The sequence below is a fragment of the Dechloromonas denitrificans genome (genome assembly GCF_020510665.1).
GTDB classification, from domain to species: Bacteria; Pseudomonadota; Gammaproteobacteria; order Burkholderiales; family Rhodocyclaceae; genus Azonexus; species Azonexus denitrificans_B.
In genome coordinates this window covers 915,398-940,677 of sequence record NZ_CP075187.1, presented here as the reverse complement: position 1 = coordinate 940,677, position 25,280 = coordinate 915,398, and the positions used below count along the sequence as shown (strand labels likewise).

General features: G+C 59.0%; 6 protein-coding genes. 1 reads left to right on the top strand and 5 read right to left on the bottom strand.

Annotated elements, in window-relative coordinates:
* Nucleotides 1-39: 39 nt before the first annotated feature.
* Nucleotides 40-735, top strand: a complete 696-nt coding sequence (locus tag KI614_RS04310) for a Crp/Fnr family transcriptional regulator (protein ID WP_203468883.1) — start codon at nucleotides 40-42, stop codon at nucleotides 733-735.
* Nucleotides 736-860: 125 nt separating this feature from the next.
* Here the strand turns inward: KI614_RS04310 and KI614_RS04305 are convergent, their stop codons facing one another.
* The 5 genes from KI614_RS04305 to KI614_RS04285 all read right to left on the bottom strand — a co-directional run bounded on the left by KI614_RS04305 (nucleotide 861) and on the right by KI614_RS04285 (nucleotide 25,246).
* Nucleotides 861-19,202: an Ig-like domain-containing protein gene (locus KI614_RS04305; protein ID WP_226408125.1), complete on the bottom strand. Its 18,342-nt coding sequence runs from the start codon at nucleotides 19,200-19,202 to the stop codon at nucleotides 861-863.
* Between the two features lie 189 nt (nucleotides 19,203-19,391).
* Nucleotides 19,392-20,021: a helix-turn-helix transcriptional regulator gene (locus tag KI614_RS04300; RefSeq protein ID WP_226408123.1), complete on the bottom strand. Its 630-nt coding sequence runs from the start codon at nucleotides 20,019-20,021 to the stop codon at nucleotides 19,392-19,394.
* Entirely contained in the window at nucleotides 20,021-21,436 is a 1,416-nt protein-coding gene (locus KI614_RS04295; RefSeq protein ID WP_226408122.1) for an HlyD family type I secretion periplasmic adaptor subunit, read from the bottom strand. Before KI614_RS04295 ends, KI614_RS04300 begins: the two co-directional genes overlap by 1 nt.
* Nucleotides 21,433-23,613 (bottom strand): type I secretion system permease/ATPase, encoded by a 2,181-nt coding sequence (locus KI614_RS04290; protein WP_226408121.1) that lies wholly within the window; start codon nucleotides 23,611-23,613, stop codon nucleotides 21,433-21,435. Before KI614_RS04290 ends, KI614_RS04295 begins: the two co-directional genes overlap by 4 nt.
* Before the next feature lie 160 nt (nucleotides 23,614-23,773).
* Nucleotides 23,774-25,246, bottom strand: coding sequence for an IS1182 family transposase (locus KI614_RS04285; RefSeq protein ID WP_226405571.1), 1,473 nt, complete (start codon nucleotides 25,244-25,246; stop codon nucleotides 23,774-23,776).
* Nucleotides 25,247-25,280 lie beyond the last annotated feature (34 nt).

The following is a 25,280-nucleotide window of genomic DNA, read 5'->3' as shown; positions in this document are numbered from 1 at the left end:
CGATGCCACCATCGGCCAGCTTTTTTAACGAGTCCAGCTATGCAGTCGAACCACCCGATCAATGTCGAAGCACTACTCACCCACATCCCGCTTTTCAATGGCCTGGCGCCAGAGGAAATTGCGCGGATAGCCCGTTCAACCCGTGAAATCCACATCAGCAAGGGCGACATCCTGTTTCACAAGGGAGACCCCTGCAATGGTTTTCACCTGCTGGTTTATGGGCAGGTCAAACTCGCCTTCACCTCCCAGCAAGGCAGTGAGAAAGTCGTCGAAATCCTGACACAGGGCCAGAGCTTCGGCGAGGCCGTGATGTTCATGGAAAAGCCTTACATCGTCTTCGCCCAGGCGCTGACCGACTCACTCCTGTTGCATGTTTCCAAAGCGGCCGTTTTTGACGAGCTTCAGCGCGACCACAATCTCTGCCGCAAGATGCTGGCCGGCATGGCCATGCGCCTGCACCAACTGATGAATGACGTTGAGTCGTATTCCCTGCACTCCGGCAAACAACGCATCATTGGCTACCTTCTGCGTGAACTGCCTGATACAGAACTCAACGGCACCAACGTGGTCATCACCCTGCCAACCAACAAGGGGGTCATTGCCTCGCGACTGAACCTGACCCAGGAACATTTTTCCCGCATCCTGCACGAGCTCTCCGAGCTTGGCCTGATCGTGGTCGAAGGTCGCAAGATTCACATTCCCTGCGTCGCCAACCTGCGCAAGCACGAAGGCTGATAGAAACAGTACAGGCCGCGACCTAAAAAGGGACGGTTTTATACCGTTCCTTTTTTATTTCCGAGCCCCTTGGACAAAAAAGAGCCGGCTTTCGCCGGCTCTTTGCATGTTGCCCGTTTTCAGAATCAATCTGTACGAAGATTGTTCTTCAGCAATTCAGTAATGATCTGGGCATCTGTTGCATTAGCACCGGCAATCGAGCTCAGAGCAACACCCTTGAGCAGAATTTCCTGATCCGCGGCTGTTGCCGAGTTATTGCCATTGAAAGCACCAGTACTGCTGATTTGGACCAGAGTGTCGCTACCACTGGCAGAGAAGTGCAGGAACTGCGTCAAATTGCCCGAGTTTTCACCCTGTAGCAAATCGCGCAAATCAAGCACATCGCCACCGATCCCCTTGGTGAAGTCTTCGATCGTGTCACGAACCGGTGTCCCAGCCGTACCGTGATCAGCCAATCCCCACTTGAAGGTATCAACGCCCAGCCCACCTCCCAGCAAATCACTACCCAAGCCCCCAGTAATGGTGTCGTTGCCATCACCACCATAGAGTTTGTCGTTACCGACACCGCCATTGATGATGTCATCACCTGCACGGCCCAGAATCAAATCCGGCTGGTCTGTACCATTCAAAGTTTCAGACCCGGTCGTACCGATAACCACATTGGTGCGCTCGACGTTCACCGTCACGGTTGCAGACTGAGTATCACCATCACGATCAGAGACGGTGTAATTCATCGTCTCTACCGCCTTGGTCGATATCAGCGTAGCCGGCGCCTTGTAGGAGTAGGTTCCGCCATCCATATCAACGACAAAGGTGCCACCAGCGACTGTCGTTATGGTCCATTCCTTGGTTGTTGTATTAAAGGTACCGCCAGCTTGGGCTGGTGCCGTTCCTGTTACCAGATCGAAGGAGAATGTATGGCCGTCGACCACCACGGATTGGATATGACCACCACCATCAGCACCAATGGCTCCGCCTAGCAAACCACCACTGACCAACTGGCCACCGACCGGCTGCTGGATGGTCCCGGCCAGAACGCTATCAAGCTGATCAAAGGCGGTCACACGAACACCATTGGTATCGATCGACGCCTGTCCATCATAGGCAATCGGATGCAGGTAGCTGGCATCAGTAATCCCTGACCCCATGCCAATCGCGAAAGCCTTGACCTGATTGTTATTCAGGAAACTCTTCCAGAGGGCCTCCTCACCTGCCTGAATACCAGAATCAGGATCGCTGCTGTTACCACCGTTGCCATTCTGCGTACCCGTCAAGGTATTCACATCTCCAGAACCAAAGGTGGGGACACCGTCGGTGAAGAAGTACGAAACATTCTGGGCATTGGTCAGTTTGCCAGCGGTATTGAATGCATTCATTGCAGAATTAATGGCTGCATCATAGTTAGTGCCGCCATTGGCAGAGAGACTATCGAGGTATGTCTTTGCCTGCGCCACAGTCAACCAGGTCGTACCTTGCTGAGCAGAACCCGTTGAGAAAGTTACCAATGCAACCTTCACATCACCGAATTCGTCGTAGCGATCAAGCAACGTCTTGATAGAAGCAATCGAGCTTGCCAAACGAGTCTGCCCATTGACGCCATCTGTCGTCCCCATGGAGCCGGAGACATCGAGCGTAATCAACAGATTGGTATTGGTCATTGCAATGTCGCCGGTCAGCGGAGCAACTGCAACAGGAGCATCGTCCTCAATCGAGACCTGGAAGGAACCCGTTGTGGTCTGACCACCTGCAGTCGCCTTCACACCGACATTGAACGACAGTACATTTTCACCTTGTCCTGCCGGATGATCGATCGGCTTGAGCAAGTTGACCGTGTAAGTCCCTGTCGCGGTGATGCTGATTGTCGCCACCGTTTGCCCACCAGCAGTCGCCGTCAACGTACCGGTGTTGTCGCCACTCCAAGTAACAGTCTGACCACCACTGGTCAGAGGGGTTGCAAAAGTCGGGACAGTCAGGACAACAGAAGAAATTGCATCGCCATCCGGATCGGCAATCACTATCGTACCGGTTGCCGACTTGGCATTGGTCACATCTGTCGGATTGCCCGTCGAGTCCGGCAAACCACCAGCCAGGCCCTCTTCAGAAACAGTCGCTGCAACACCTGACTGAATCGTTGGAGCATCTGCAACCGGCGTAACCTTGAGAGTCACAGTTGCAGTATCGGAACCACCCTTGCCATCAGAGATGGTATAGGTAAAGGTCGCATCTCCGTTGTAATTCGGATTTGGCGTAAAGACTACCTTCCCATTGACAAGCGCAACGGTACCGTTCGTAGCATTCTGGACAGAAGTAATCTGCAGCGGATCACCGTTCTGATCCTTGTCATTCCCCAGCAGAGTTGCCGGATCAATTGTCAGAGCCTTATCTTCCAGCGTAACAAGCGGACCAGACCCATACTGCGAATTAACATCAAGCACCTGATATGCGCCACCCTCTGGACGCAATTCAGCCTTGAAGACAGCGTTGCCAGCCTGATCCCAATAGAAGACTTCGATCGTGTGTTCACCGCTGGTTGCAATGTTGAAATTGGCAAACTCACGAGTCGTTGCTGATTGAATCCCATCAAACTTACCGACTTCAACACCATCAACTCGTATGACAAAACCATCGTCAGCATAAACACGGAAATTGTAATTTCCAGCAGCCAAATTGATTTTTCCTGTCATTTTGACAATCGCATCAGACGTCGTGCCGTAAGCAGCAGTCGTTTGCAAGTTTGTGGCGCTAGCCCCCAAGAATGTAGCAAGGTTCCCTGCCGTACCCAGATTATTGGTAATCGCCGTTTGACCAAGATTCAGGCTATTGACGTCAAAGGTAGCCGTTGCTGCATGCGTGTTAGCAAATGTTTCAACTTGAGCAACCGTAGTCAGGTTTGCACCATCGGCCCCCTCGTTGTAGCCCCAGTACTGGCTCTTCAATGAAGTCAAGATATAGCGATCATCAATCGCATCTGGAACATTGTTCAAGGTCAGTGAAGCTGCTGAACCGGCATTCCCGGCAAGGTCGGAATAGCTACCAGCTGCAACACTGATAACCGGTGTTGCAGCTCCTGTTTGGGCAAAAGTCGCTGCCCAGGTTTTGCCACCATCGGTACTCGTCAAGCTCGCAGCATCAAGCGTTCCACCGGTGACGGATATGTCGCCAGCCACAAAATCCTTGACCGGCTCACTGAAAGTAAAGGTCAGCGTTACAGCCTCTCCTGGCGAGAGAACACCATCAGATGAAGTAATCACCAGGCTCGGATTAGAGGAATCAGCTTTGGCTGTATCGCTTCCCGATGCCGTTGCATTTCCTGCGGCATCGACGATCTTGGCAGTGACCGTCATCGTCGCGCCTTCGGCAACCGGCGGGAAGCTCGTCGTCACGTAATTATTGGCCTTGTCCGTGGCCGTGATCGTCACCGTGTTCGTCACACCACCCGAGGTGATCTGAACCACATCACCCACTACAACCTTCGTGCCGTCGAACTCAACCTTCACGTCCGCATTGCCCACCGCTTCCGTCTTGTTGATCCAGCCGTCGTTGTTGGCATCTTCCGTGATCGTCACGGTCGGTGCGACACCTCCATTCGGCGGTGTCGTATCAACCACGGCACTATCCGAACCATCCAGAGTGCTGTTACCTGCGGCATCGACGATCTTGGCAGTGACCGTCATCGTCGCGCCTTCGGCAACAGGAGCAAAGCTGGTCGTCACAAACCCAGCAGCCTTGTCTGCTGCCGCGATTGTCACGCTGTTCGTCACACCACCCGAGGTGATCTGAACCACATCACCCACTGCAACCTTCGTGCCGTCGAACTCAACCTTCACGTCCGCATTACCAACTGCTTCCGTCTTGTTGATCCAGCCATCGTTGTTCGCATCTTCCGTGATCGTCACGGTCGGTGCGACACCTCCATTGGGCGGTGTCGTATCAACCTTCGCACTGTCGCTGCCTTGCGTCGACACATTCCCCGCCGCATCAACAATCACCGCCGTCGCCGTCATCGTCGTACCGCTTGCCTGCGCCGCAAAGCTGGTCGTCACAAACCCGGCAGCCTTGTCCGCCACCGTGATCGTCACATCATGCGTCACGCCACCCGACGTGATCTTCACCACATCACCCACCGCAACCTTGCTGCCGTCGAACTCAACCTTCACGTCCGCATTGCCCACCGCTTCGGTACGGTTGATGAAACCATCGTTGTTCGCATCTTCCGTAATCGTCACCACCGGCGCATTGCCATCATTCGGCACCGTGGTATCAACCTTCGCGCTGTCGCTGCCTTCCGCGCTGCTGTTCTGCGCCGCATCCACAATCTTCGCCGTCACCGTCATCGTGCTGCCATCGGCCGGCTGTGCAAAGTTCGTCGTCACGTAGTTGTTGGCCTTGTCGGCCGCCGTGATCGTCACCGTGTTCGTCACACCACCCGCGCTGACCAGGACCTTGTCACCCACATCAACCTTCGTGCCGTCAAACGAGACCTTCACGTCCGCATTACCAACCGCTTCTGCCTTGTTGATCCAGCCGTCGTTGTTGGCATCCTCCGTGATCTCAACCACCGGGGCGACACCACCATTCGGCACCAGCGTATCAACCTTCGCGCTGTCCGATCCAATGCCGCCCAGATTGCCAGCCACGTCCTTCACCTGGGCTGTCACGGTCAACGTTGCGCCTTCGCCCGGATTCGAAACATTCGGAATCGAAATGCTGTTCTTGTCGATATCGGCCTGGGTCAGAACAATCGGCGCCAGCGGCGTACCGTTGATCGTCACCAGCATGCTGTCGCCTGCCTTCGCCGTCGCCGGGACGCTGATCGAGACGTCGATCGGCCCGTTCAGCTCGGCCTGGTTGATGAAGCCGTCGTTGTTCGCGTCTTCTTCAATCGTCACGATCGGCGCGCCCGGGGCCGTCAGTTGCAGGCGGGCCGTGTCGCTGACCGGACCCGCACTGTTGCCGGCCGCATCAACGATCGAGGCCTTCGCCACAAAGTCGGTGTTGTTGCCCGTCGGGTTGAACGAGACGTCAATGTAGCCCGTCGCCAGTTGCGCTGCGGTCAACACGAAGGTCTGCGCCACATTGCCCGAGCCTTCAACCGTCAGCGTGTCACCTGCCGCCGCACCCGCCGGCAGCGCAACGCGAACGCCAATGTCGTTGCCTTTCAGTTCCGACTGGCTGATGAAGCCGTCGTTGTTTTCATCTTCAGTGATGCTGATCGCCAGACCCGTGAAGTTGGTGATATCCACCTTCGCCGCATCACTGCCCTGGGCAGTGCTGTTGCCTGCGGCATCCACGATGACGGCGGTGACCGTCATCGTCGTTCCATCCGCCTGGGCCGGGAAGGTCGTCGTCACAAAGCCGTTCGCCTTGTCCGCCGCCGTGATCGCCACATCGTTGGTCACACCAGCCGAGGTGATCTTGACGATGTCACCCACATTGACCAGGTTGCCGTTGAACGACACCTTGACGTCGGCGGCTCCTTGCGCTTCGGCTCGGTTGATCCAGCCGTCGTTGTTGGCATCTTCGCTGATCGTCACGGTCGGGGCGGTGCCGTTGTTCGGCACACCCGAATCGATGGTCAACGGCACGGTCGTGCTGATGCTGTTCCCTGCCGGGTCGGTTTCCTTCACATTGACCACGATCGGACCGTCCGCAACGTCCTGGGTCGGCGTCACCGTCCAGCTGCCGTCCGGCTTCACCGTCGTCGTCAGTTTCTCGCCAGTCGGCATCGTCACTTCAATCTTCGCGCCCGGATCTCCCGTGCCGCTGATCGTCGGGGTCTTGTCGTTCGTGATGCTGTCGCCCTTCGTGCCGCTGTCCGAGGTCGGATCCAGCTTCGCCGTCAGCGTCTGCGGGGCAATCGTGTCGATCGTCGCGCTGTCGCTGCCCGTCGCTCCCGTATTGCCAGCGGCGTCCTTGACGGCTGCCGTCACGGTCAACGTGACGCCTTCGCCCGGATTCGGGACGTTCGGTACCGAGATGCTGCCCTTGTCGATATCGGCCTGGGTCAGAACGATCGGGGCCTGATCAACCCCGTTGATCGTCACCAGCATCTTGTCGCCCGCCTTGGCGGTCGCCGGGACGCTGATCGATACGTCAATCGTGCCGTTCAGTTCCGTGCCGTTGATCCAGCCGTCGTTGTCGCCGTCTTCGGTGATCGTCACGATCGGGGCGCCCGGGGCGCTCAATTGCAGACGGGCCGTGTCTTCGACCGGACCCAGCTTGTTGCCGGCCGGATCTGCGATCGAGGCGGTCGCCTTGAAGTCGGTGTTGTTGCCGGTCGGGTTGAAGGTCACATCAATGAAGCCGGTCGCCAGTTGGGCTGCCGTCAGGGTGATCACCTTGTCCACATTGCCCGAACCGCTCACCGTCAGGGTGTCGCCCACGGCGGCTCCCGCCGGCAGAACAACGCGCACGCCAATGTCGTTGCCCTTGAGTTCCGCCTGACCAATGAAGCCGTCATCGTTCTCGTCTTCGGTAATGCTGATGGCCAGACCACTGAAGGTCGTCGTGTCGATCTTGGCGCTGTCGCTGCCGACGGCACCCAGGTTGTTCGCCACATCCTTGACTTGGGCCGTCACGGTCAACGTGCTGCCTTCGCCCGGATTGGTCACGCCGGTAATCGCCACGCTGCCGGTACTGATGTCCGCAGCCGTCAATACGATCGGCGTACGTGCCACGCCATTAACCGAGACCAGCAGGCTGTCGCCCGCCTTGGCCGTGCCCGGCAGTTCGACGCTGACGCCAATCTCGCCATTGAGTTCGGCCTTGTTGATCCAGCCGTCGTTATTGGTGTCTTCGGTGATCGTCACCTTCGGCGCACCAATGTCGTCGGTCGCGATCGTCGCCTTGTCGCTGGCCACCGCGGATTCGTTACCGGCCGGGTCCTTGACCTGGGCCGTCACGACCATTTCGGTACCACTGCCCGGGGCCGTCAGTTCGACGGTCACCTGGCCAGCATCAATCTGCGATTGCGTCAGAATGATCGTCTGCGTCGCATTGCCCGTCGCCGTGATGGTCAGGGCGTCGCCGGCAACGGCTGTCGCCGGCAGCTTGATTTCTGCACCCACCGTGCCTTGCAGTTCGGCCTTGTTGATGAAGCCGTCGTCGTTCGCGTCTTCCGTGATTTTCACGGTCAACCCGTCCAGCGGGCTCAAATCCAGCTTGGCGCTGTCGCTGCCTTCTTGCGTCGTGTTGCCTGCCGCATCAACGATCACGGCCGTTGCCGTCACCGTCGTGCCAGCGGCCTGCTGCGGGAAGTCGGTGGTCACAAAGCCGTTCGCCTTGTCCGTCGCCGTAATCGCCACATCCTTCGTCACGCCACCCGAGGTGATCTTGACGATATCGCCCACATTGACCAGGTTGCCGTTGAACGACACCTTGACGTCGGTCGGCCCTTGGGCTTCGACGCGATTGATGAAGCCATCGTTGTTGGCATCTTCCGTGATCGTCACGGTCGGTGCGGTGCCGTCGTTCGGCACGCCAGTGTCGATGGTCAGCGGTACCGTCGTGCTGATGCTGTTCCCTGCCGGGTCGGTTTCCTTGACGTTGACCACGATCGGACCGTCCGGAACGTCCTGGGTCGGCGTCACCGTCCAGCTGCCGTCCGGCTTCACCGTCGTCGTCAGTTTCTCGCCGGTCGGCATCGTCACTTCAATCTTCGCGCCCGGATCTCCCGTGCCGCTGATCGTCGGTGTCTTGTCGTTCGTGAGGCTGTCGCCCTTCGTGCCACTGTCCGAGGTCGGATCCAGCTTCGCCGTCAGCGTCTGCGGGGCAATCGTGTCGATCGTCGCGCTGTCGCTACCCGTCGCTCCCGTATTGCCAGCGGCGTCCTTCACGGCTGCCGTCACCGTCAGGGTGACGCCTTCGCCCGGGTTACTGATCCCCGTCAGTGCCACCGTGCCGCTTTGAATATCGGCTGCGGTCAGAATGATCGGCGTTTGGGCGGTACCATTGATGCTGACCAGCAGGGTTTCGCCTGCCTTGGCCCCCGTGCCGGCCAGGCTGACCGTCACACCAATGTCGCCATTGAGTTCGGCCTGGTTGATCCAGCCGTCGTTGTTGCCGTCTTCGGTGATCTCGACCACCGGTGCGCCCGGGGCTTGCGTATCAATCACCGCGCTGTCGCTGACTTCGGCCGACTTGTTGCCTGCCGGGTCCGTCACCTGCGCCTTGACCACCAGGGTTTCACCATTGGCCGGCGCCGCCACTTCAAAGACCACGCTATGCGCGTCAATCTGGGCCTGCGTCAGCGTAATCGTCTGCGCTGCGCTACCGGTCGCGTTCAGCGTCAGCAAATCACCCGCGACTGCGCTCGCCGGCAGATCGACTCGAACGCCCACCGTCCCCTGCAATTCCGCACTGTTGATCCAGCCGTCGTTGTCCGCGTCTTCCGTGATCGTCACCGCCAAACCTTCCAGCGTGCTCAAATCAACCTTCGCACTGTCGCTGCCTTGCGTCGACACATTCCCCGCCGCATCAACAATCACCGCCGTCGCCGTCATCGTCGTACCGCTTGCCTGCGCCGCAAAGCTGGTCGTCACAAACCCGGCAGCCTTGTCCGCCACCGTGATCGTCACATCATGCGTCACGCCACCCGACGTGATCTTCACCACATCACCCACCGCAACCTTGCTGCCGTCGAACTCAACCTTCACGTCCGCATTGCCCAACGCTTCGGCTCGATTGATGAAACCGTCGTTGTTCGCATCTTCCGTGATCGTCACCACCGGCGCATTGCCATCATTCGGCACCGTGGTATCAACCTTCGCGCTGTCGCTGCCTTCCGCACTGCTGTTCTGCGCCGCATCCACAATCTTCGCCGTCACCGTCATCGTGCTGCCATCTGCCGGCTGTGCAAAGTTCGTCGTCACGTAGTTGTTGGCCTTGTCGGCCGCCGTGATCGTCACCGTGTTCGTCACACCTCCCGAGCTGACCAGGACCTTGTCACCCACATCAACCTTCGTGCCGTCAAACGAGACCTTCACGTCCGCATTACCAACCGCTTCTGCCTTGTTGATCCAGCCGTCGTTGTTGGCATCCTCCGTGATCTCAACCACCGGGGCGACACCACCATTCGGCACCAGCGTATCAACCTTCGCGCTGTCCGATCCAATGCCGCCCAGATTGCCAGCCACGTCCTTCACCTGGGCTGTCACGGTCAACGTTGCGCCTTCGCCCGGATTCGAAACATTCGGAATCGAAATGCTGTTCTTGTCGATATCGGCCTGGGTCAGAACAATCGGCGCCAGCGGCGTACCGTTGATCGTCACCAGCATGCTGTCGCCTGCCTTCGCCGTCGCCGGGACGCTGATCGAGACGTCGATCGGCCCGTTCAGCTCGGCCTGGTTGATGAAGCCGTCGTTGTTCGCGTCTTCTTCAATCGTCACGATCGGCGCGCCCGGGGCCGTCAGTTGCAGGCGGGCCGTGTCGCTGACCGGACCCGCACTGTTGCCGGCCGCATCAACGATCGAGGCCTTCGCCACAAAGTCGGTGTTGTTGCCCGTCGGGTTGAACGAGACGTCAATGTAGCCCGTCGCCAGTTGCGCTGCGGTCAACACGAAGGTCTGCGCCACATTGCCCGAGCCTTCAACCGTCAGCGTGTCACCTGCCGCCGCACCCGCCGGCAGCGCAACGCGAACGCCAATGTCGTTGCCTTTCAGTTCCGACTGGCTGATGAAGCCGTCGTTGTTTTCATCTTCAGTGATGCTGATCGCCAGACCCGTGAAGTTGGTGATATCCACCTTCGCCGCATCACTGCCCTGGGCAGTGCTGTTGCCTGCGGCATCCACGATGACGGCGGTGACCGTCATCGTCGTTCCATCCGCCTGGGCCGGGAAGGTCGTCGTCACAAAGCCGTTCGCCTTGTCCGCCGCCGTGATCGCCACATCGTTGGTCACACCAGCCGAGGTGATCTTGACGATGTCACCCACATTGACCAGGTTGCCGTTGAACGACACCTTGACGTCGGCGGCTCCTTGCGCTTCGGCTCGGTTGATCCAGCCGTCGTTGTTGGCATCTTCGCTGATCGTCACGGTCGGGGCGGTGCCGTTGTTCGGCACACCCGAATCGATGGTCAACGGCACGGTCGTGCTGATGCTGTTCCCTGCCGGGTCGGTTTCCTTCACATTGACCACGATCGGACCGTCCGCAACGTCCTGGGTCGGCGTCACCGTCCAGCTGCCGTCCGGCTTCACCGTCGTCGTCAGTTTCTCGCCAGTCGGCATCGTCACTTCAATCTTCGCGCCCGGATCTCCCGTGCCGCTGATCGTCGGGGTCTTGTCGTTCGTGATGCTGTCGCCCTTCGTGCCGCTGTCCGAGGTCGGATCCAGCTTCGCCGTCAGCGTCTGCGGGGCAATCGTGTCGATCGTCGCGCTGTCGCTGCCCGTCGCTCCCGTATTGCCAGCGGCGTCCTTGACGGCTGCCGTCACGGTCAACGTGACGCCTTCGCCCGGATTCGGGACGTTCGGTACCGAGATGCTGCCCTTGTCGATATCGGCCTGGGTCAGAACGATCGGGGCCTGATCAACCCCGTTGATCGTCACCAGCATCTTGTCGCCCGCCTTGGCGGTCGCCGGGACGCTGATCGATACGTCAATCGTGCCGTTCAGTTCCGTGCCGTTGATCCAGCCGTCGTTGTCGCCGTCTTCGGTGATCGTCACGATCGGGGCGCCCGGGGCGCTCAATTGCAGACGGGCCGTGTCTTCAACCGGACCCAGCTTGTTGCCGGCCGGATCTGCGATCGAGGCGGTCGCCTTGAAGTCGGTGTTGTTGCCGGTCGGGTTGAAGGTCACATCAATGAAGCCGGTCGCCAGTTGGGCTGCCGTCAGGGTGATCACCTTATCCACATTGCCCGAACCGCTCACCGTCAGGGTGTCGCCCACGGCGGCTCCCGCCGGCAGAACAACGCGCACGCCAATGTCGTTGCCCTTGAGTTCCGCCTGACCAATGAAGCCGTCATCGTTCTCGTCTTCGGTAATGCTGATGGCCAGACCGCTGAAGGTCGTCGTGTCGATCTTGGCGCTGTCGCTGCCGACGGCACCCAGGTTGTTCGCCACATCCTTGACTTGGGCCGTCACGGTCAACGTGCTGCCTTCGCCCGGATTGGTCACGCCGGTAATCGCCACGCTGCCGGTACTGATGTCCGCAGCCGTCAATACGATCGGCGTACGTGCCACGCCATTAACCGAGACCAGCAGGCTGTCGCCCGCCTTGGCCGTGCCCGGCAGTTCGACGCTGACGCCAATCTCGCCATTGAGTTCGGCCTTGTTGATCCAGCCGTCGTTATTGGTGTCTTCGGTGATCGTCACCTTCGGCGCACCAATGTCGTCGGTCGCGATCGTCGCCTTGTCGCTGGCCACCGCGGATTCGTTACCGGCCGGGTCCTTGACCTGGGCCGTCACGACCATTTCGGTACCACTGCCCGGGGCCGTCAGTTCGACGGTCACCTGGCCAGCATCAATCTGCGATTGCGTCAGAATGATCGTCTGCGTCGCATTGCCCGTCGCCGTGATGGTCAGGGCGTCGCCGGCAACCGCCGTCGCCGGCAGCTTGATTTCTGCACCCACCGTGCCTTGCAGTTCGGCCTTGTTGATGAAGCCGTCGTCGTTCGCGTCTTCCGTGATTTTCACGGTCAACCCGTCCAGCGGGCTCAAATCCAGCTTGGCGCTGTCGCTGCCTTCTTGCGTCGTGTTGCCTGCCGCATCAACGATCACGGCCGTTGCCGTCACCGTCGTGCCGGCAGCCTGCTGCGGGAAGTCGGTGGTCACAAAGCCGTTCGCCTTGTCCGTCGCCGTAATCGCCACATCCTTCGTCACGCCACCCGAGGTAATCTTGACGATATCGCCCACATTGACCAGGTTGCCGTTGAACGACACCTTGACGTCGGTCGGCCCTTGGGCTTCGACGCGATTGATGAAGCCATCGTTGTTGGCATCTTCCGTGATCGTCACGGTCGGTGCGGTGCCGTCGTTCGGCACGCCAGTGTCGATGGTCAGCGGTACCGTCGTGCTGATGCTGTTCCCTGCCGGGTCGGTTTCCTTGACGTTGACCACGATCGGACCGTCCGGAACGTCCTGGGTCGGCGTCACCGTCCAGCTGCCGTCCGGCTTCACCGTCGTCGTCAGTTTCTCGCCGGTCGGCATCGTCACTTCAATCTTCGCGCCCGGATCTCCCGTGCCGCTGATCGTCGGTGTCTTGTCGTTCGTGAGGCTGTCGCCCTTCGTGCCACTGTCCGAGGTCGGATCCAGCTTCGCCGTCAGCGTCTGCGGGGCAATCGTGTCGATCGTCGCGCTGTCGCTACCCGTCGCTCCCGTATTGCCAGCGGCGTCCTTCACGGCTGCCGTCACCGTCAGGGTGACGCCTTCGCCCGGGTTACTGATCCCCGTCAGTGCCACCGTGCCGCTTTGAATATCGGCTGCGGTCAGAATGATCGGCGTTTGGGCGGTACCATTGATGCTGACCAGCAGGGTTTCGCCTGCCTTGGCCCCCGTGCCGGCCAGGCTGACCGTCACACCAATGTCGCCATTGAGTTCGGCCTGGTTGATCCAGCCGTCGTTGTTGCCGTCTTCGGTGATCTCGACCACCGGTGCGCCCGGGGCTTGCGTATCAATCACCGCGCTGTCGCTGACTTCGGCCGACTTGTTGCCTGCCGGGTCCGTCACCTGCGCCTTGACCACCAGGGTTTCACCATTGGCCGGCGCCGCCACTTCAAAGACCACGCTATGCGCGTCAATCTGGGCCTGCGTCAGCGTAATCGTCTGCGCTGCGCTACCGGTCGCGTTCAGCGTCAGCAAATCACCCGCGACTGCGCTCGCCGGCAGATCGACTCGAACGCCCACCGTCCCCTGCAATTCCGCACTGTTGATCCAGCCGTCGTTGTCCGCGTCTTCCGTGATCGTCACCGCCAAACCTTCCAGCGTGCTCAAATCAACCTTCGCACTGTCGCTGCCTTGCGTCGACACATTCCCCGCCGCATCAACAATCACCGCCGTCGCCGTCATCGTCGTACCGCTTGCCTGCGCCGCAAAGCTGGTCGTCACAAACCCGGCAGCCTTGTCCGCCACCGTGATCGTCACATCATGCGTCACGCCACCCGACGTGATCTTCACCACATCACCCACCGCAACCTTGCTGCCGTCGAACTCAACCTTCACGTCCGCATTGCCCAACGCTTCGGCTCGATTGATGAAACCGTCGTTGTTCGCATCTTCCGTGATCGTCACCACCGGCGCATTGCCATCATTCGGCACCGTGGTATCAACCTTCGCGCTGTCGCTGCCTTCCGCACTGCTGTTCTGCGCCGCATCCACAATCTTCGCCGTCACCGTCATCGTGCTGCCATCTGCCGGCTGTGCAAAGTTCGTCGTCACGTAGTTGTTGGCCTTGTCGGCCGCCGTGATCGTCACCGTGTTCGTCACACCTCCCGAGCTGACCAGGACCTTGTCACCCACATCAACCTTCGTGCCGTCAAACGAGACCTTCACGTCCGCATTACCAACCGCTTCTGCCTTGTTGATCCAGCCGTCGTTGTTGGCATCCTCCGTGATCTCAACCACCGGGGCGACACCACCATTCGGCACCAGCGTATCAACCTTCGCGCTGTCCGATCCAATGCCGCCCAGATTGCCAGCCACGTCCTTCACCTGGGCTGTCACGGTCAACGTTGCGCCTTCGCCCGGATTCGAAACATTCGGAATCGAAATGCTGTTCTTGTCGATATCGGCCTGGGTCAGAACAATCGGCGCCAGCGGCGTACCGTTGATCGTCACCAGCATGCTGTCGCCTGCCTTCGCCGTCGCCGGGACGCTGATCGAGACGTCGATCGGCCCGTTCAGCTCGGCCTGGTTGATGAAGCCGTCGTTGTTCGCGTCTTCTTCAATCGTCACGATCGGCGCGCCCGGGGCCGTCAGTTGCAGGCGGGCCGTGTCGCTGACCGGACCCGCACTGTTGCCGGCCGCATCAACGATCGAGGCCTTCGCCACAAAGTCGGTGTTGTTGCCCGTCGGGTTGAACGAGACGTCAATGTAGCCCGTCGCCAGTTGCGCTGCGGTCAACACGAAGGTCTGCGCCACATTGCCCGAGCCTTCAACCGTCAGCGTGTCACCTGCCGCCGCACCCGCCGGCAGCGCAACGCGAACGCCAATGTCGTTGCCTTTCAGTTCCGACTGGCTGATGAAGCCGTCGTTGTTTTCATCTTCAGTGATGCTGATCGCCAGACCCGTGAAGTTGGTGATATCCACCTTCGCCGCATCACTGCCCTGGGCAGTGCTGTTGCCTGCGGCATCCACGATGACGGCGGTGACCGTCATCGTCGTTCCATCCGCCTGGGCCGGGAAGGTCGTCGTCACAAAGCCGTTCGCCTTGTCCGCCGCCGTGATCGCCACATCGTTGGTCACACCAGCCGAGGTGATCTTGACGATGTCACCCACATTGACCAGGTTGCCGTTGAACGACACCTTGACGTCGGCGGCTCCTTGCGCTTCGGCTCGGTTGATCCAGCCGTCGTTGTTGGCATCTTCGCTGATCGTCACGGTCGGGGCGGTGCCGTTGTTCGGCACACCCGAATCGATGGTCAACGGCACGGTCGTGCTGATGCTGTTCCCTGCCGGGTCGGTTTCCTTCACATTGACCACGATCGGACCGTCCGCAACGTCCTGGGTCGGCGTCACCGTCCAGCTGCCGTCCGGCTTCACCGTCGTCGTCAGTTTCTCGCCAGTCGGCATCGTCACTTCAATCTTCGCGCCCGGATCTCCCGTGCCGCTGATCGTCGGGGTCTTGTCGTTCGTGATGCTGTCGCCCTTCGTGCCGCTGTCCGAGGTCGGATCCAGCTTCGCCGTCAGCGTCTGCGGGGCAATCGTGTCGATCGTCGCGCTGTCGCTGCCCGTCGCTCCCGTATTGCCAGCGGCGTCCTTGACGGCTGCCGTCACGGTCAACGTGACGCCTTCGCCCGGATTCGGGACGTTCGGTACCGAGATGCTGCCCTTGTCGATATCGGCCTGGGTCAGAACGATCGGGGCCTGATCAACCCCGTTGATCGTCACCAGCATCTTGTCGCCCGCCTTGGCGGTCGCCGGGACGCTGATCGATACGTCAATCGTGCCGTTCAGTTCCGTGCCGTTGATCCAGCCGTCGTTGTCGCCGTCTTCGGTGATCGTCACGATCGGGGCGCCCGGGGCGCTCAATTGCAGACGGGCCGTGTCTTCAACCGGACCCAGCTTGTTGCCGGCCGGATCTGCGATCGAGGCGGTCGCCTTGAAGTCGGTGTTGTTGCCGGTCGGGTTGAAGGTCACATCAATGAAGCCGGTCGCCAGTTGGGCTGCCGTCAGGGTGATCACCTTATCCACATTGCCCGAACCGCTCACCGTCAGGGTGTCGCCCACGGCGGCTCCCGCCGGCAGAACAACGCGCACGCCAATGTCGTTGCCCTTGAGTTCCGCCTGACCAATGAAGCCGTCATCGTTCTCGTCTTCGGTAATGCTGATGGCCAGACCGCTGAAGGTCGTCGTGTCGATCTTGGCGCTGTCGCTGCCGACGGCACCCAGGTTGTTCGCCACATCCTTGACTTGGGCCGTCACGGTCAACGTGCTGCCTTCGCCCGGATTGGTCACACCGGTAATCGCCACGCTGCCGGTACTGATGTCCGCAGCCGTCAGTACGATCGGCGTACGTGCCACACCATTGACCGACACCAGCAGGCTGTCACCAGCCTTGGCCGTGCCCGGCAGTTCGACGCTGACGCCAATCTCGCCATTCAGTTCGGCCTTGTTGATCCAGCCGTCGTTATTGGTGTCTTCGGTGATCGTCACCTTCGGCGCACCAATGTCGTCGGTCGCGATCGTCGCCTTGTCGCTGGCCACCGCGGATTCGTTACCGGCCGGGTCCTTGACCTGGGCCGTCACGACCATTTCGGTGCCACTGCCCGGGGCCGTCAGTTCGACGGTCACCTGGCCAGCGTCAATCTGCGATTGCGTCAGAATGATCGTCTGCGTCGCATTGCCCGTCGCCGTGATGGTCAGGGCGTCGCCGGCAACCGCCGTCGCCGGCAGCTTGATTTCTGCACCCACCGTGCCTTGCAGTTCGGCCTTGTTGATGAAGCCGTCGTCGTTCGCGTCTTCCGTGATTTTCACGGTCAACCCGTCCAGCGGGCTCAAATCCAGCTTGGCGCTGTCGCTGCCTTCTTGCGTCGTGTTGCCTGCCGCATCAACGATCACGGCCGTTGCCGTCACCGTCGTGCCGGCAGCCTGCTGCGGGAAGTCGGTGGTCACAAAGCCGTTCGCCTTGTCCGTCGCCGTAATCGCCACATCCTTCGTCACGCCACCCGAGGTAATCTTGACGATATCGCCCACATTGACCAGGTTGCCGTTGAACGACACCTTGACGTCGGTCGGCCCTTGGGCTTCAACACGATTGATGAAGCCGTCGTTGTTGGCATCTTCCGTGATCGTCACGGTCGGTGCGGTGCCATCGTTCGGCACGCCCGAATCGATGGTCAGCGGTACCGTCGTGCTGATGCTGTTGCCGGCCGGGTCTGTTTCCTTGACGTTGACCACGATCGGACCGTCCGGAACGTCCTGGGTCGGCGTCACCGTCCAGCTGCCGTCCGGCTTCACCGTCGTCGTCAGTTTCTCGCCGGTCGGCATCGTCACTTCAATCTTCGCGCCCGGATCTCCCGTGCCGCTGATCGTCGGTGTCTTGTCGTTCGTGAGGCTGTCGCCCTTCGTGCCACTGTCCGAGGTCGGATCCAGCTTCGCCGTCAGCGTCTGCGGGGCAATCGTGTCGATCGTCGCGCTGTCGCTACCCGTCGCTCCCGTATTGCCAGCGGCGTCCTTCACGGCTGCCGTCACCGTCAGGGTGACGCCTTCGCCCGGGTTACTGATCCCCGTCAGTGCCACCGTGCCGCTTTGAATATCGGCTGCGGTCAGAATGATCGGCGTTTGGGCGGTACCATTGATGCTGACCAGCAGGGTTTCGCCTGCCTTGGCCCCCGTGCCGGCCAGGCTGACCGTCACACCAATGTCGCCATTGAGTTCGGCCTGGTTGATCCAGCCGTCGTTGTTGCCGTCTTCGGTGATCTCGACCACCGGTGCGCCCGGGGCTTGCGTATCAATCACCGCGCTGTCGCTGACTTCGGCCGACTTGTTGCCTGCCGGGTCCGTCACCTGCGCCTTGACCACCAGGGTTTCACCATTGGCCGGCGCCGCCACTTCAAAGACCACGCTATGCGCGTCAATCTGGGCCTGCGTCAGCGTAATCGTCTGCGCTGCGCTACCGGTCGCGTTCAGCGTCAGCAAATCACCCGCGACTGCGCTCGCCGGCAGATCGACTCGAACGCCCACCGTCCCCTGCAATTCCGCACTGTTGATCCAGCCGTCGTTGTCCGCGTCTTCCGTGATCGTCACCGCCAAACCTTCCAGCGTGCTCAAATCAACCTTCGCACTGTCGCTGCCGCGTTCGGTCGTGTTGCCGGCCACATCAACGATGATGGCTGTAGCAACAACCGTCGTCCCACTGGCCTGTACCGGGAACGTCGTGGTCACAAAACCATTAAGCTTGTCTGCCTCGGTGATTGCAACATCCTTCGTTACACCACCCGAGGTGATTTTTACAACATCTCCAACGCTAACCAGGTTTCCGTTGAACGACACTTTGACGTCCGTTGGCCCATCGGACTCCAGTCGATTGATGAACCCGTCATTGTTAGCATCCTCGGTAATTTCCACGATTGGTGCCTTGCCATTGTTTGGCACTTCCGCATCGATCACCAATGGGACTTTTGCCGTCGCGACATTACCCGCCGGGTCAGTCGACGTAACAGCAACGGTGGCCGGGCCGTTCGGCAAATCGAGGGTCGGCGTCACACTCCAGCTACCATCCGGCTTAACCGTGGTGGTCAGCTTTTCGCCAGTTCCTGGCATGGTGACAAGAATGGAAGCCCCTGGCTCTCCTGTACCGCTGATCGTCGGTGTCTTGTCATTTGTAATCCCATCTCCCTGAACTCCGCTATCAGATGCGGAATCCAGTTTTGCGGTCAATGCCGGAGGAGTGACATCAACCAGAACCCCCGGCTGCTCAATCGTCCCAAGCACACGTCCTGCACCCGTACCAAACTGAAACGCCAGCGGATCGACCGTTTCAACGACACGCAAGAACTCAACGAAGGTATGGCCCTCATTACCGCCAGTACCGACTGCGCCAGCTGCTGGCGCCTCTTGTTCGAGCAGGGAGTCGAGATCACCGCCACCGGTAATTGCCTTGGCAATCTTCTGGAAGCCCTTCGGGTTATTGATGACCGCACTATCTGCCGCATCAGGCTTGATCGGTGCAGCAACCTCAGCATCGATCCGTGCCACCTCACCGGGACGAACCGTCATCTCACGGCCATCAGCCAGTTTAAGGACAACCTGAGAGCCATCAGAGCTGACGACTGACTCGCCTTCGCGTACGGAGTCACCGACCTTCAAACGACGCATTTTGCCGGAACCATCCCGGGCAAATGCCTCACCAGACATAGATGAGACTTTAGCGATAACTTGAGCTTGGGCCATGGTAAAACTCCATACAGCATTAGTGATTGTGCCAGTGTAAGGAGCTTCAAGTTTGTTGGCTATTGCACCAAAGTACAATCCAGCCATTCAGGAGAGACAAGGCTCTCCTGGGAATCAAGGTAGCCGACCGTTGATCCGGAGAGAAAGCTGTAAACGATCACGTATCCCCAGCTTCTCGAAAGCAGCCGTCAGATGGGCTTTGACTGTGCGCTCTGTAATTGCCAGCTGATTCGCCACTTCCTTGTTGCTGGCTCCTCCAGCAACCAGCCGAGCAACCTGCACCTCGCGCTCGGAGAGCAAAGCGACCCAGGCACTGCCCTCGGCTGCTTTTTCCTCTACGGAAGCTCGTTGACCGAGAAGTCGCGAAGTCGTCCCGACCAGACGCTGCAAAAGCGACTGACCGATCCACAAACCACCATTACCGACGACCAGCGCAATCTGCCTCAACACCTCAGGTGCAGCATGTGTATTACAGCAGCCGGCCGCCCCCAGCGAAAGAGCCTGCATGACAAGCTCCTCGTTCAGATCATCACAAAGAATAACTACCTGATGAGATGCCGCATGTGCCATGTCACGAGCCAGCACGGCAAAATCCTCACCGGCACGCAACCGGCACCAGACGATCCCTGGCTCATCCAGAGAAATGCTTGGCAGACCATTGCGGACCAACAACGCAGCCCCGGGCATTGCCTCCAGCCAGGTTGGCAGCGCATTTTTGTCGACATCGATAATCCAGTGTTTCATCAACGCTCCGTCAACGCCACGCTTTTGGCTCGCAAAACCGGCTTCAACAAGTAGGCCAGTACGCTTTTCTTACCTGTCAGGATATCAACTTCGGCAACCATACCCGGAATAATCGGGAGATTAGCGTCACCGAATCCAGGTTTATTGGTCCTGACACGAACGGTGTAGAAAGCATTGCCCTTGTCATCCATGACGCTGTCGGCACCAATATGCTCCAAAGTCCCTTCAAGCCCGCCATAAACAGAAAAATCATAAGCGGTGAATTTAACCATCGCCGCCTGCCCTGGACGCAAGAAAGCGATGTCACGAGGCTGAACACGCGCTTCCAGCAACAAGGCATCCTCAAGCGGCACGATTTCAATCATGTCCTTGCCGGGCTGAACCACGCCACCCACCGTATTTACCAACAAGCGCTTGACCGTCCCTTTGACCGGAGAGCGAATGGAGGATTGTTTGACGCGATCAGACAAGGCAATACTTCCTTCAGCCAAGCTATTCAGCTTGCCAGAGGTTTCCGAAAGTTCCTTGCCTGCATCGTTACGAAAAGTCAGCTCAACCTCTTCGATTTTGCGATGGGCTTCGTTAATCGCCGCCTGAATACGGGTGATCTGAGCCGTTGCCATATCGCGCTCACCACGATAGCGCGAGACATCACGCTCAAGACGCAACAATTCGACTTCGGAGACGGCTCCCGAATTAATCAGAGGCTTGGTTACGGTCAATTCGCGCGACGTCAGCTCATATCCTTGCAACGCCTGAGCCTTGCGGGCCTGCGATTCATTAAGTTCCTGCTGGCGCTGCGCCAACTGCTGGCGAGCAATCGAAACCGCCGCCTGCATCTCTTCCCGCTTTGCCTCATAGAGCAGACGCTCCTGCTCGACAAGTTCGGGGACTTCCTTCAAAACATCCGCCGGAGGAATGAAAGGTTTGCCATCCGACATCGCCTTGAGGCGAGCTGCTTTGGCAACCAGCCCGAGGTATTGGGAGCGATTTTCCTTGACCGAAGAAACGAAGCGGGTTTCGTCAATTTTCACCAGCAACTGGTTGGCCTGGACGACGTCACCCTCACGAACCAGGATTTCGGACACCAAGCCGCCATCGATGCTCTGCAAAACCTGCAGTTGCTTTGACGGGATAACTTTGCCATCACCACGCGTTACCTCATCCAGTTGAGCCACCGCAGCCCAAATAATGAAGATAACCAGAACGATACCGATTGAGCGCAACAGAACCCGCGCTCTCAACGGCTCCTGGCGGAGAATGGCCAGATCGGCATCCGTTGCAAAATCAACGACGTCGACATCCTCCTTGCTGGGTAAACGTCCAAGCAGTTTTTCAACACGGGGCGCACTGCGTGCGGCCACCCCTTCCAGCCAGCCATGCAGCGCCACACCGATTGCCTTGATGCGACTCATGAAGCTCTCCCGATCCGGCCGCTCTGCAGGGCCTGGATCACCTGATCACGCGGACCATCAGCCACGATCCGACCGTCATCGACCACGATGACGCGCGTCGCCAAGTCAAGAAGGCTATTGCGGTGCGTCACGATCAAGACTGTCTTGTGCGCAGCCATTGACTTGAGGCGCTGTTTGAATTGCTGCTCCGATGAAAAGTCCATTGCACTGGTCGGCTCATCAAGCAGCAAGATCGGCGGGTCCATCAAAAATGCTCGGGCGATGGCAACGCCCTGACGCTGGCCTCCGGACAAAGAATCCCCACGTTCACCAATCATCATGTCAAAACCATCCGGATGACGATTGACGAACTCGGTCAGGCCGGCCGCCTCTGCCGCCGCCATGATGGCAGTATCATCGGCATACGGCGCACCGATCGAAATATTGTCACGCAACGTGCCGTAAAAAAGCGTCACATCCTGCGCCACATAGCCGACGTTGCGTCGCAAATCTGCTGGGTCCAGCTGGCGAACATCGACGCCATCGATCATCAGCGCACCACCGGTCGGCTGATAAAGCCCCAGCAGCAATTTTTGCAGAGTTGTCTTACCCGAACCGATCCGCCCGATCACAACCACTTTTTCACCGGCAACAATCTTGCAGCTCAAGCCCTTCAGGGCAGCAATCGAACTATTCGGATAACTGAACTGCACATCGCGGAATTCGATGTTTCCCTTTAATTCCGGACGATGCACGAAGGCTGCATCGGTCGGACGCTCGACTGGATTGGCCATGATGGTTTCCAGCGAAGCCAGGGAAACTTTTGCACTGTGATACTGCATGAGCAGGCCAACCATCTGGCCCAGCGGCGCTACTGCGCGGGAAGTCAGCATGGTGCAGGCAATCAGTCCGCCCATACTGAGCTTGCCATCACCAATCAGGTAGACGCCGCAGATAACGACCACGACACTGACCAATTGCTGGACTTCCATCGCCCCATTGGTTGCTGCCGCAGAAAGAAAGCGCATCTTGTTATTGACTTGGGAGACGAAAGCAACCGACTTCTCCCACTTTGACTGCATGACCCCTTCCGCCCCTTGTGTCTTTATCGTTTCAAGTGCGGTCAGGCTTTCAATCAAGGTGGCGTTACGCAATGCCCCTGCACGATACGTTGTCTCAGAAAGCTCGTGCATTTTGTGCTGAAGAATGTAGGCATAAATCACGACGAAAACAATTGCCAGCAATACCGGGATAACCAACTGCCAGGCAATCAGCGCAATCACCAGAATAAACAGCAGGGCAAATGGCAAGTCGATAAATGCCGTCACCGAAGCCGAAGTAATGAAATCACGGACCGACTCGAATGAGCGCAAATTGGATGAAAATGCGCCCACAGCGGTTGGCCTTGCTTCCATGCGAACACCAAGCACCCGCTCCATGATTTTGGCGGATAGCTGCATGTCGATTCTGGCACTCGCCAGATCAATGAAATAGCCCCGCAACGAACGCAGGGTCAAATCAACCGCAACCAGCAAAGCCACCCCCAGCGCCAGGACCCACAACGTCTCCATGGCACGATTGGGAATAACCCGGTCATAAACATTCATTGAAAACAGGGGCATCGCCAGTGCAGCAATATTGATCAACAAGGCTGCAGCCAGAACATCGCGGTAGAGCGGCCACTGATCAGCAAGCGCCCCCCAGAACCAGTGGCGGAGCTTGACATCCCCAACCTGCGGCGTCCGTTTGTCGAAGCGGAAATGCGGGCGGCAGAAGATGGCGATACCGGCATAGCGCGCAAGAAGCTCGTCGCGGGCCATCAATACCGTACCTTGACCGGTCTCCGGGAAAAGCAGGCGGGCATTTTCTCCCGCATCATCCCACCCGAGCAGGACGCAAGCTTCCTCACCCTTGGTCAGCAGGACAGCAGGCAACAAGACCGGATCGATACGCTCGATCTGGCGCCGCATCAGCTTGGCGGACAAGCCGGCACGACTCGCCGCCCGGGCGAAAAGCGAAGGGGTCAATACCCCTTTCTCAAGCGGAAGCCCCGCAATCAATGCCGCGCGCGTGCTGGGGCGGCCATGAATCCGGGTTAACTCGACCAGACAATCAAGCAGCGGATCGTGATGCAGCAGATCCTCGCGCACGACTGATTTACCAAGCTCAGCAGTGCTGGCAGCAACTTCCTGATTCATAACTCCCCAGACAGCAATTTTTTTCAGATTCTAACGTGATAAAAAAATCGAGTTCTGAATAAATGTAAAAAGGCGGCCAAGGCCGCCTCAGACTGCTGACGAACCCCCGATTTTTCGGGGGTTTTGTTTTTCTGGTTGGAAATCAGGGAGACTCCTGGCTTCAAGCCGAAGCGAGGCGGATTCTGAAATTCAGGTTAGGAACCCCGATCTGCCAAAGATGGCGGGCGAATGGGGCGGCAAAACGGGTTCGTGCGAGGATTTTGGCCAATAAGGCTGCCGCCTTGCGGGCCAGCAACAGGGCCATCTTCTTCATGTTCTGACAGGCCGCCGAGAGCAGGCACTGCGCTTGCACCTTGGCCAAGCCACGGAAACGGGCGTAACGGTGGCCGTGCAACTCCTTGGCATCGGCAAAACTGCGCTCCACCGTTTCCTTGCGCCGGGCGTACAGCCGTTTGCCCAGGTCGCTCAGGCGATTGGCGTTGATCGCTTCCTTGAAACCTTCCCAGAGATGCCGGGTCACGAGCTTCTGATGGTTCCGGCTCTGCGTGCATTGCCCGCGCACGCCGCAATCGGCACACCGCGCCGGGTTCGAGGCGTATTCGCGATAACCCAGCCGGTTGGTCGTCCGGTACGGTAGAACCTCCCCGGCCGGGCAGCGGTAGCAGTCCTGGACCGCATCGTAGAGATAGTCCCGTTTGTAGAAATAGCCATCGCGGTGTGTGGGTCGCTTGTAGCCCATCACCCCGAACAGTGCCCGCTCGAGAATGCCCTTGCAGACTTGCGGGGTGAAATACCCGGCATCCAGCCCGACGGCGCCCACGGCCAGATCAAAGCGCTCCATGACCCGATCCAGGCGGGCAAGGTAGGGCTGGCTGTCATGGACATTGCCCGGCGTGACATGGGTATCGACGATCAAAGCATGCACGCCATCGACAGTCCGGTGATCCAGATAGAAGAAGCCGGTCGGCTTGTTGTCGCGGGCCATGAAACCTGCGTCGGGATCGACCGTGCTGACCTTGACCTCCTTCATCGGCGGTGTCGAATCATCGTCATCACGCTTGAGCGGCTTCTTGCCCGCGGCGGCTCGGTCCGTTTCGATGGCTGCATCCAGTTCGGCCAGGTAGGCCGCAGGGGTTTGCTCAACCTGATGCACTTCAAAGTGCCGCTTGTTCGCGTTCGCCTTCAGGTGGGTACTGTCGGTGTACAGCACCCGCCCGCCAATCAGCTTATGCTCAATGGCTTGCTCGACAATCCCGTCAAAGATGCGTTGCTCAATGTCCGTCCCGACAAAGCGGCGACGGCGATTCTGCGACAGCGTCGAGGCATCTGGCACTTTGTCCGTCAGCCGAAAGCCGAGAAACCAGCGGTAAGCCACATTGACCTCGATTTCCTTCACCAGCCGGCGCTCGGAGCGAATCCCGAACAAGTAGCCAATAAACAGCATCTTGAACAACACCACCGGATCAATCGCCGGTCGGCCATTGTTCTCGCAATACAGGTGCTGGGTCGCTTCACGAATGAAATCAAACCGGATGTGTTGGTCGAGCAGCCGGAGCAAGTGGTCTTTCGGGACCAATTGCTCCAACGTCACCATCTCCAGTTCCGTTTGGGCGGGGTAGGCAGGTTTGAGCATGCCGACATTATAAAAAATAAAGCCCCCAATCGCT

Excerpts from the sequence above, each read along its gene's own strand:
- KI614_RS04310 (WP_203468883.1), top strand. The coding sequence starts at position 40 with ATGCAGTCGAACCACCCGATCAATGTCGAAGCACTACTCACCCACATC.
- KI614_RS04305 (WP_226408125.1), bottom strand. The coding sequence starts at position 19,202 with ATGCGTCGTTTGAAGGTCGGTGACTCCGTACGCGAAGGCGAGTCAGTC.
- KI614_RS04300 (WP_226408123.1), bottom strand. The coding sequence starts at position 20,021 with ATGAAACACTGGATTATCGATGTCGACAAAAATGCGCTGCCAACCTGG.
- KI614_RS04295 (WP_226408122.1), bottom strand. The coding sequence starts at position 21,436 with ATGAGTCGCATCAAGGCAATCGGTGTGGCGCTGCATGGCTGGCTGGAA.
- KI614_RS04290 (WP_226408121.1), bottom strand. The coding sequence starts at position 23,613 with ATGAATCAGGAAGTTGCTGCCAGCACTGCTGAGCTTGGTAAATCAGTC.
- KI614_RS04285 (WP_226405571.1), bottom strand. The coding sequence starts at position 25,246 with ATGCTCAAACCTGCCTACCCCGCCCAAACGGAACTGGAGATGGTGACG.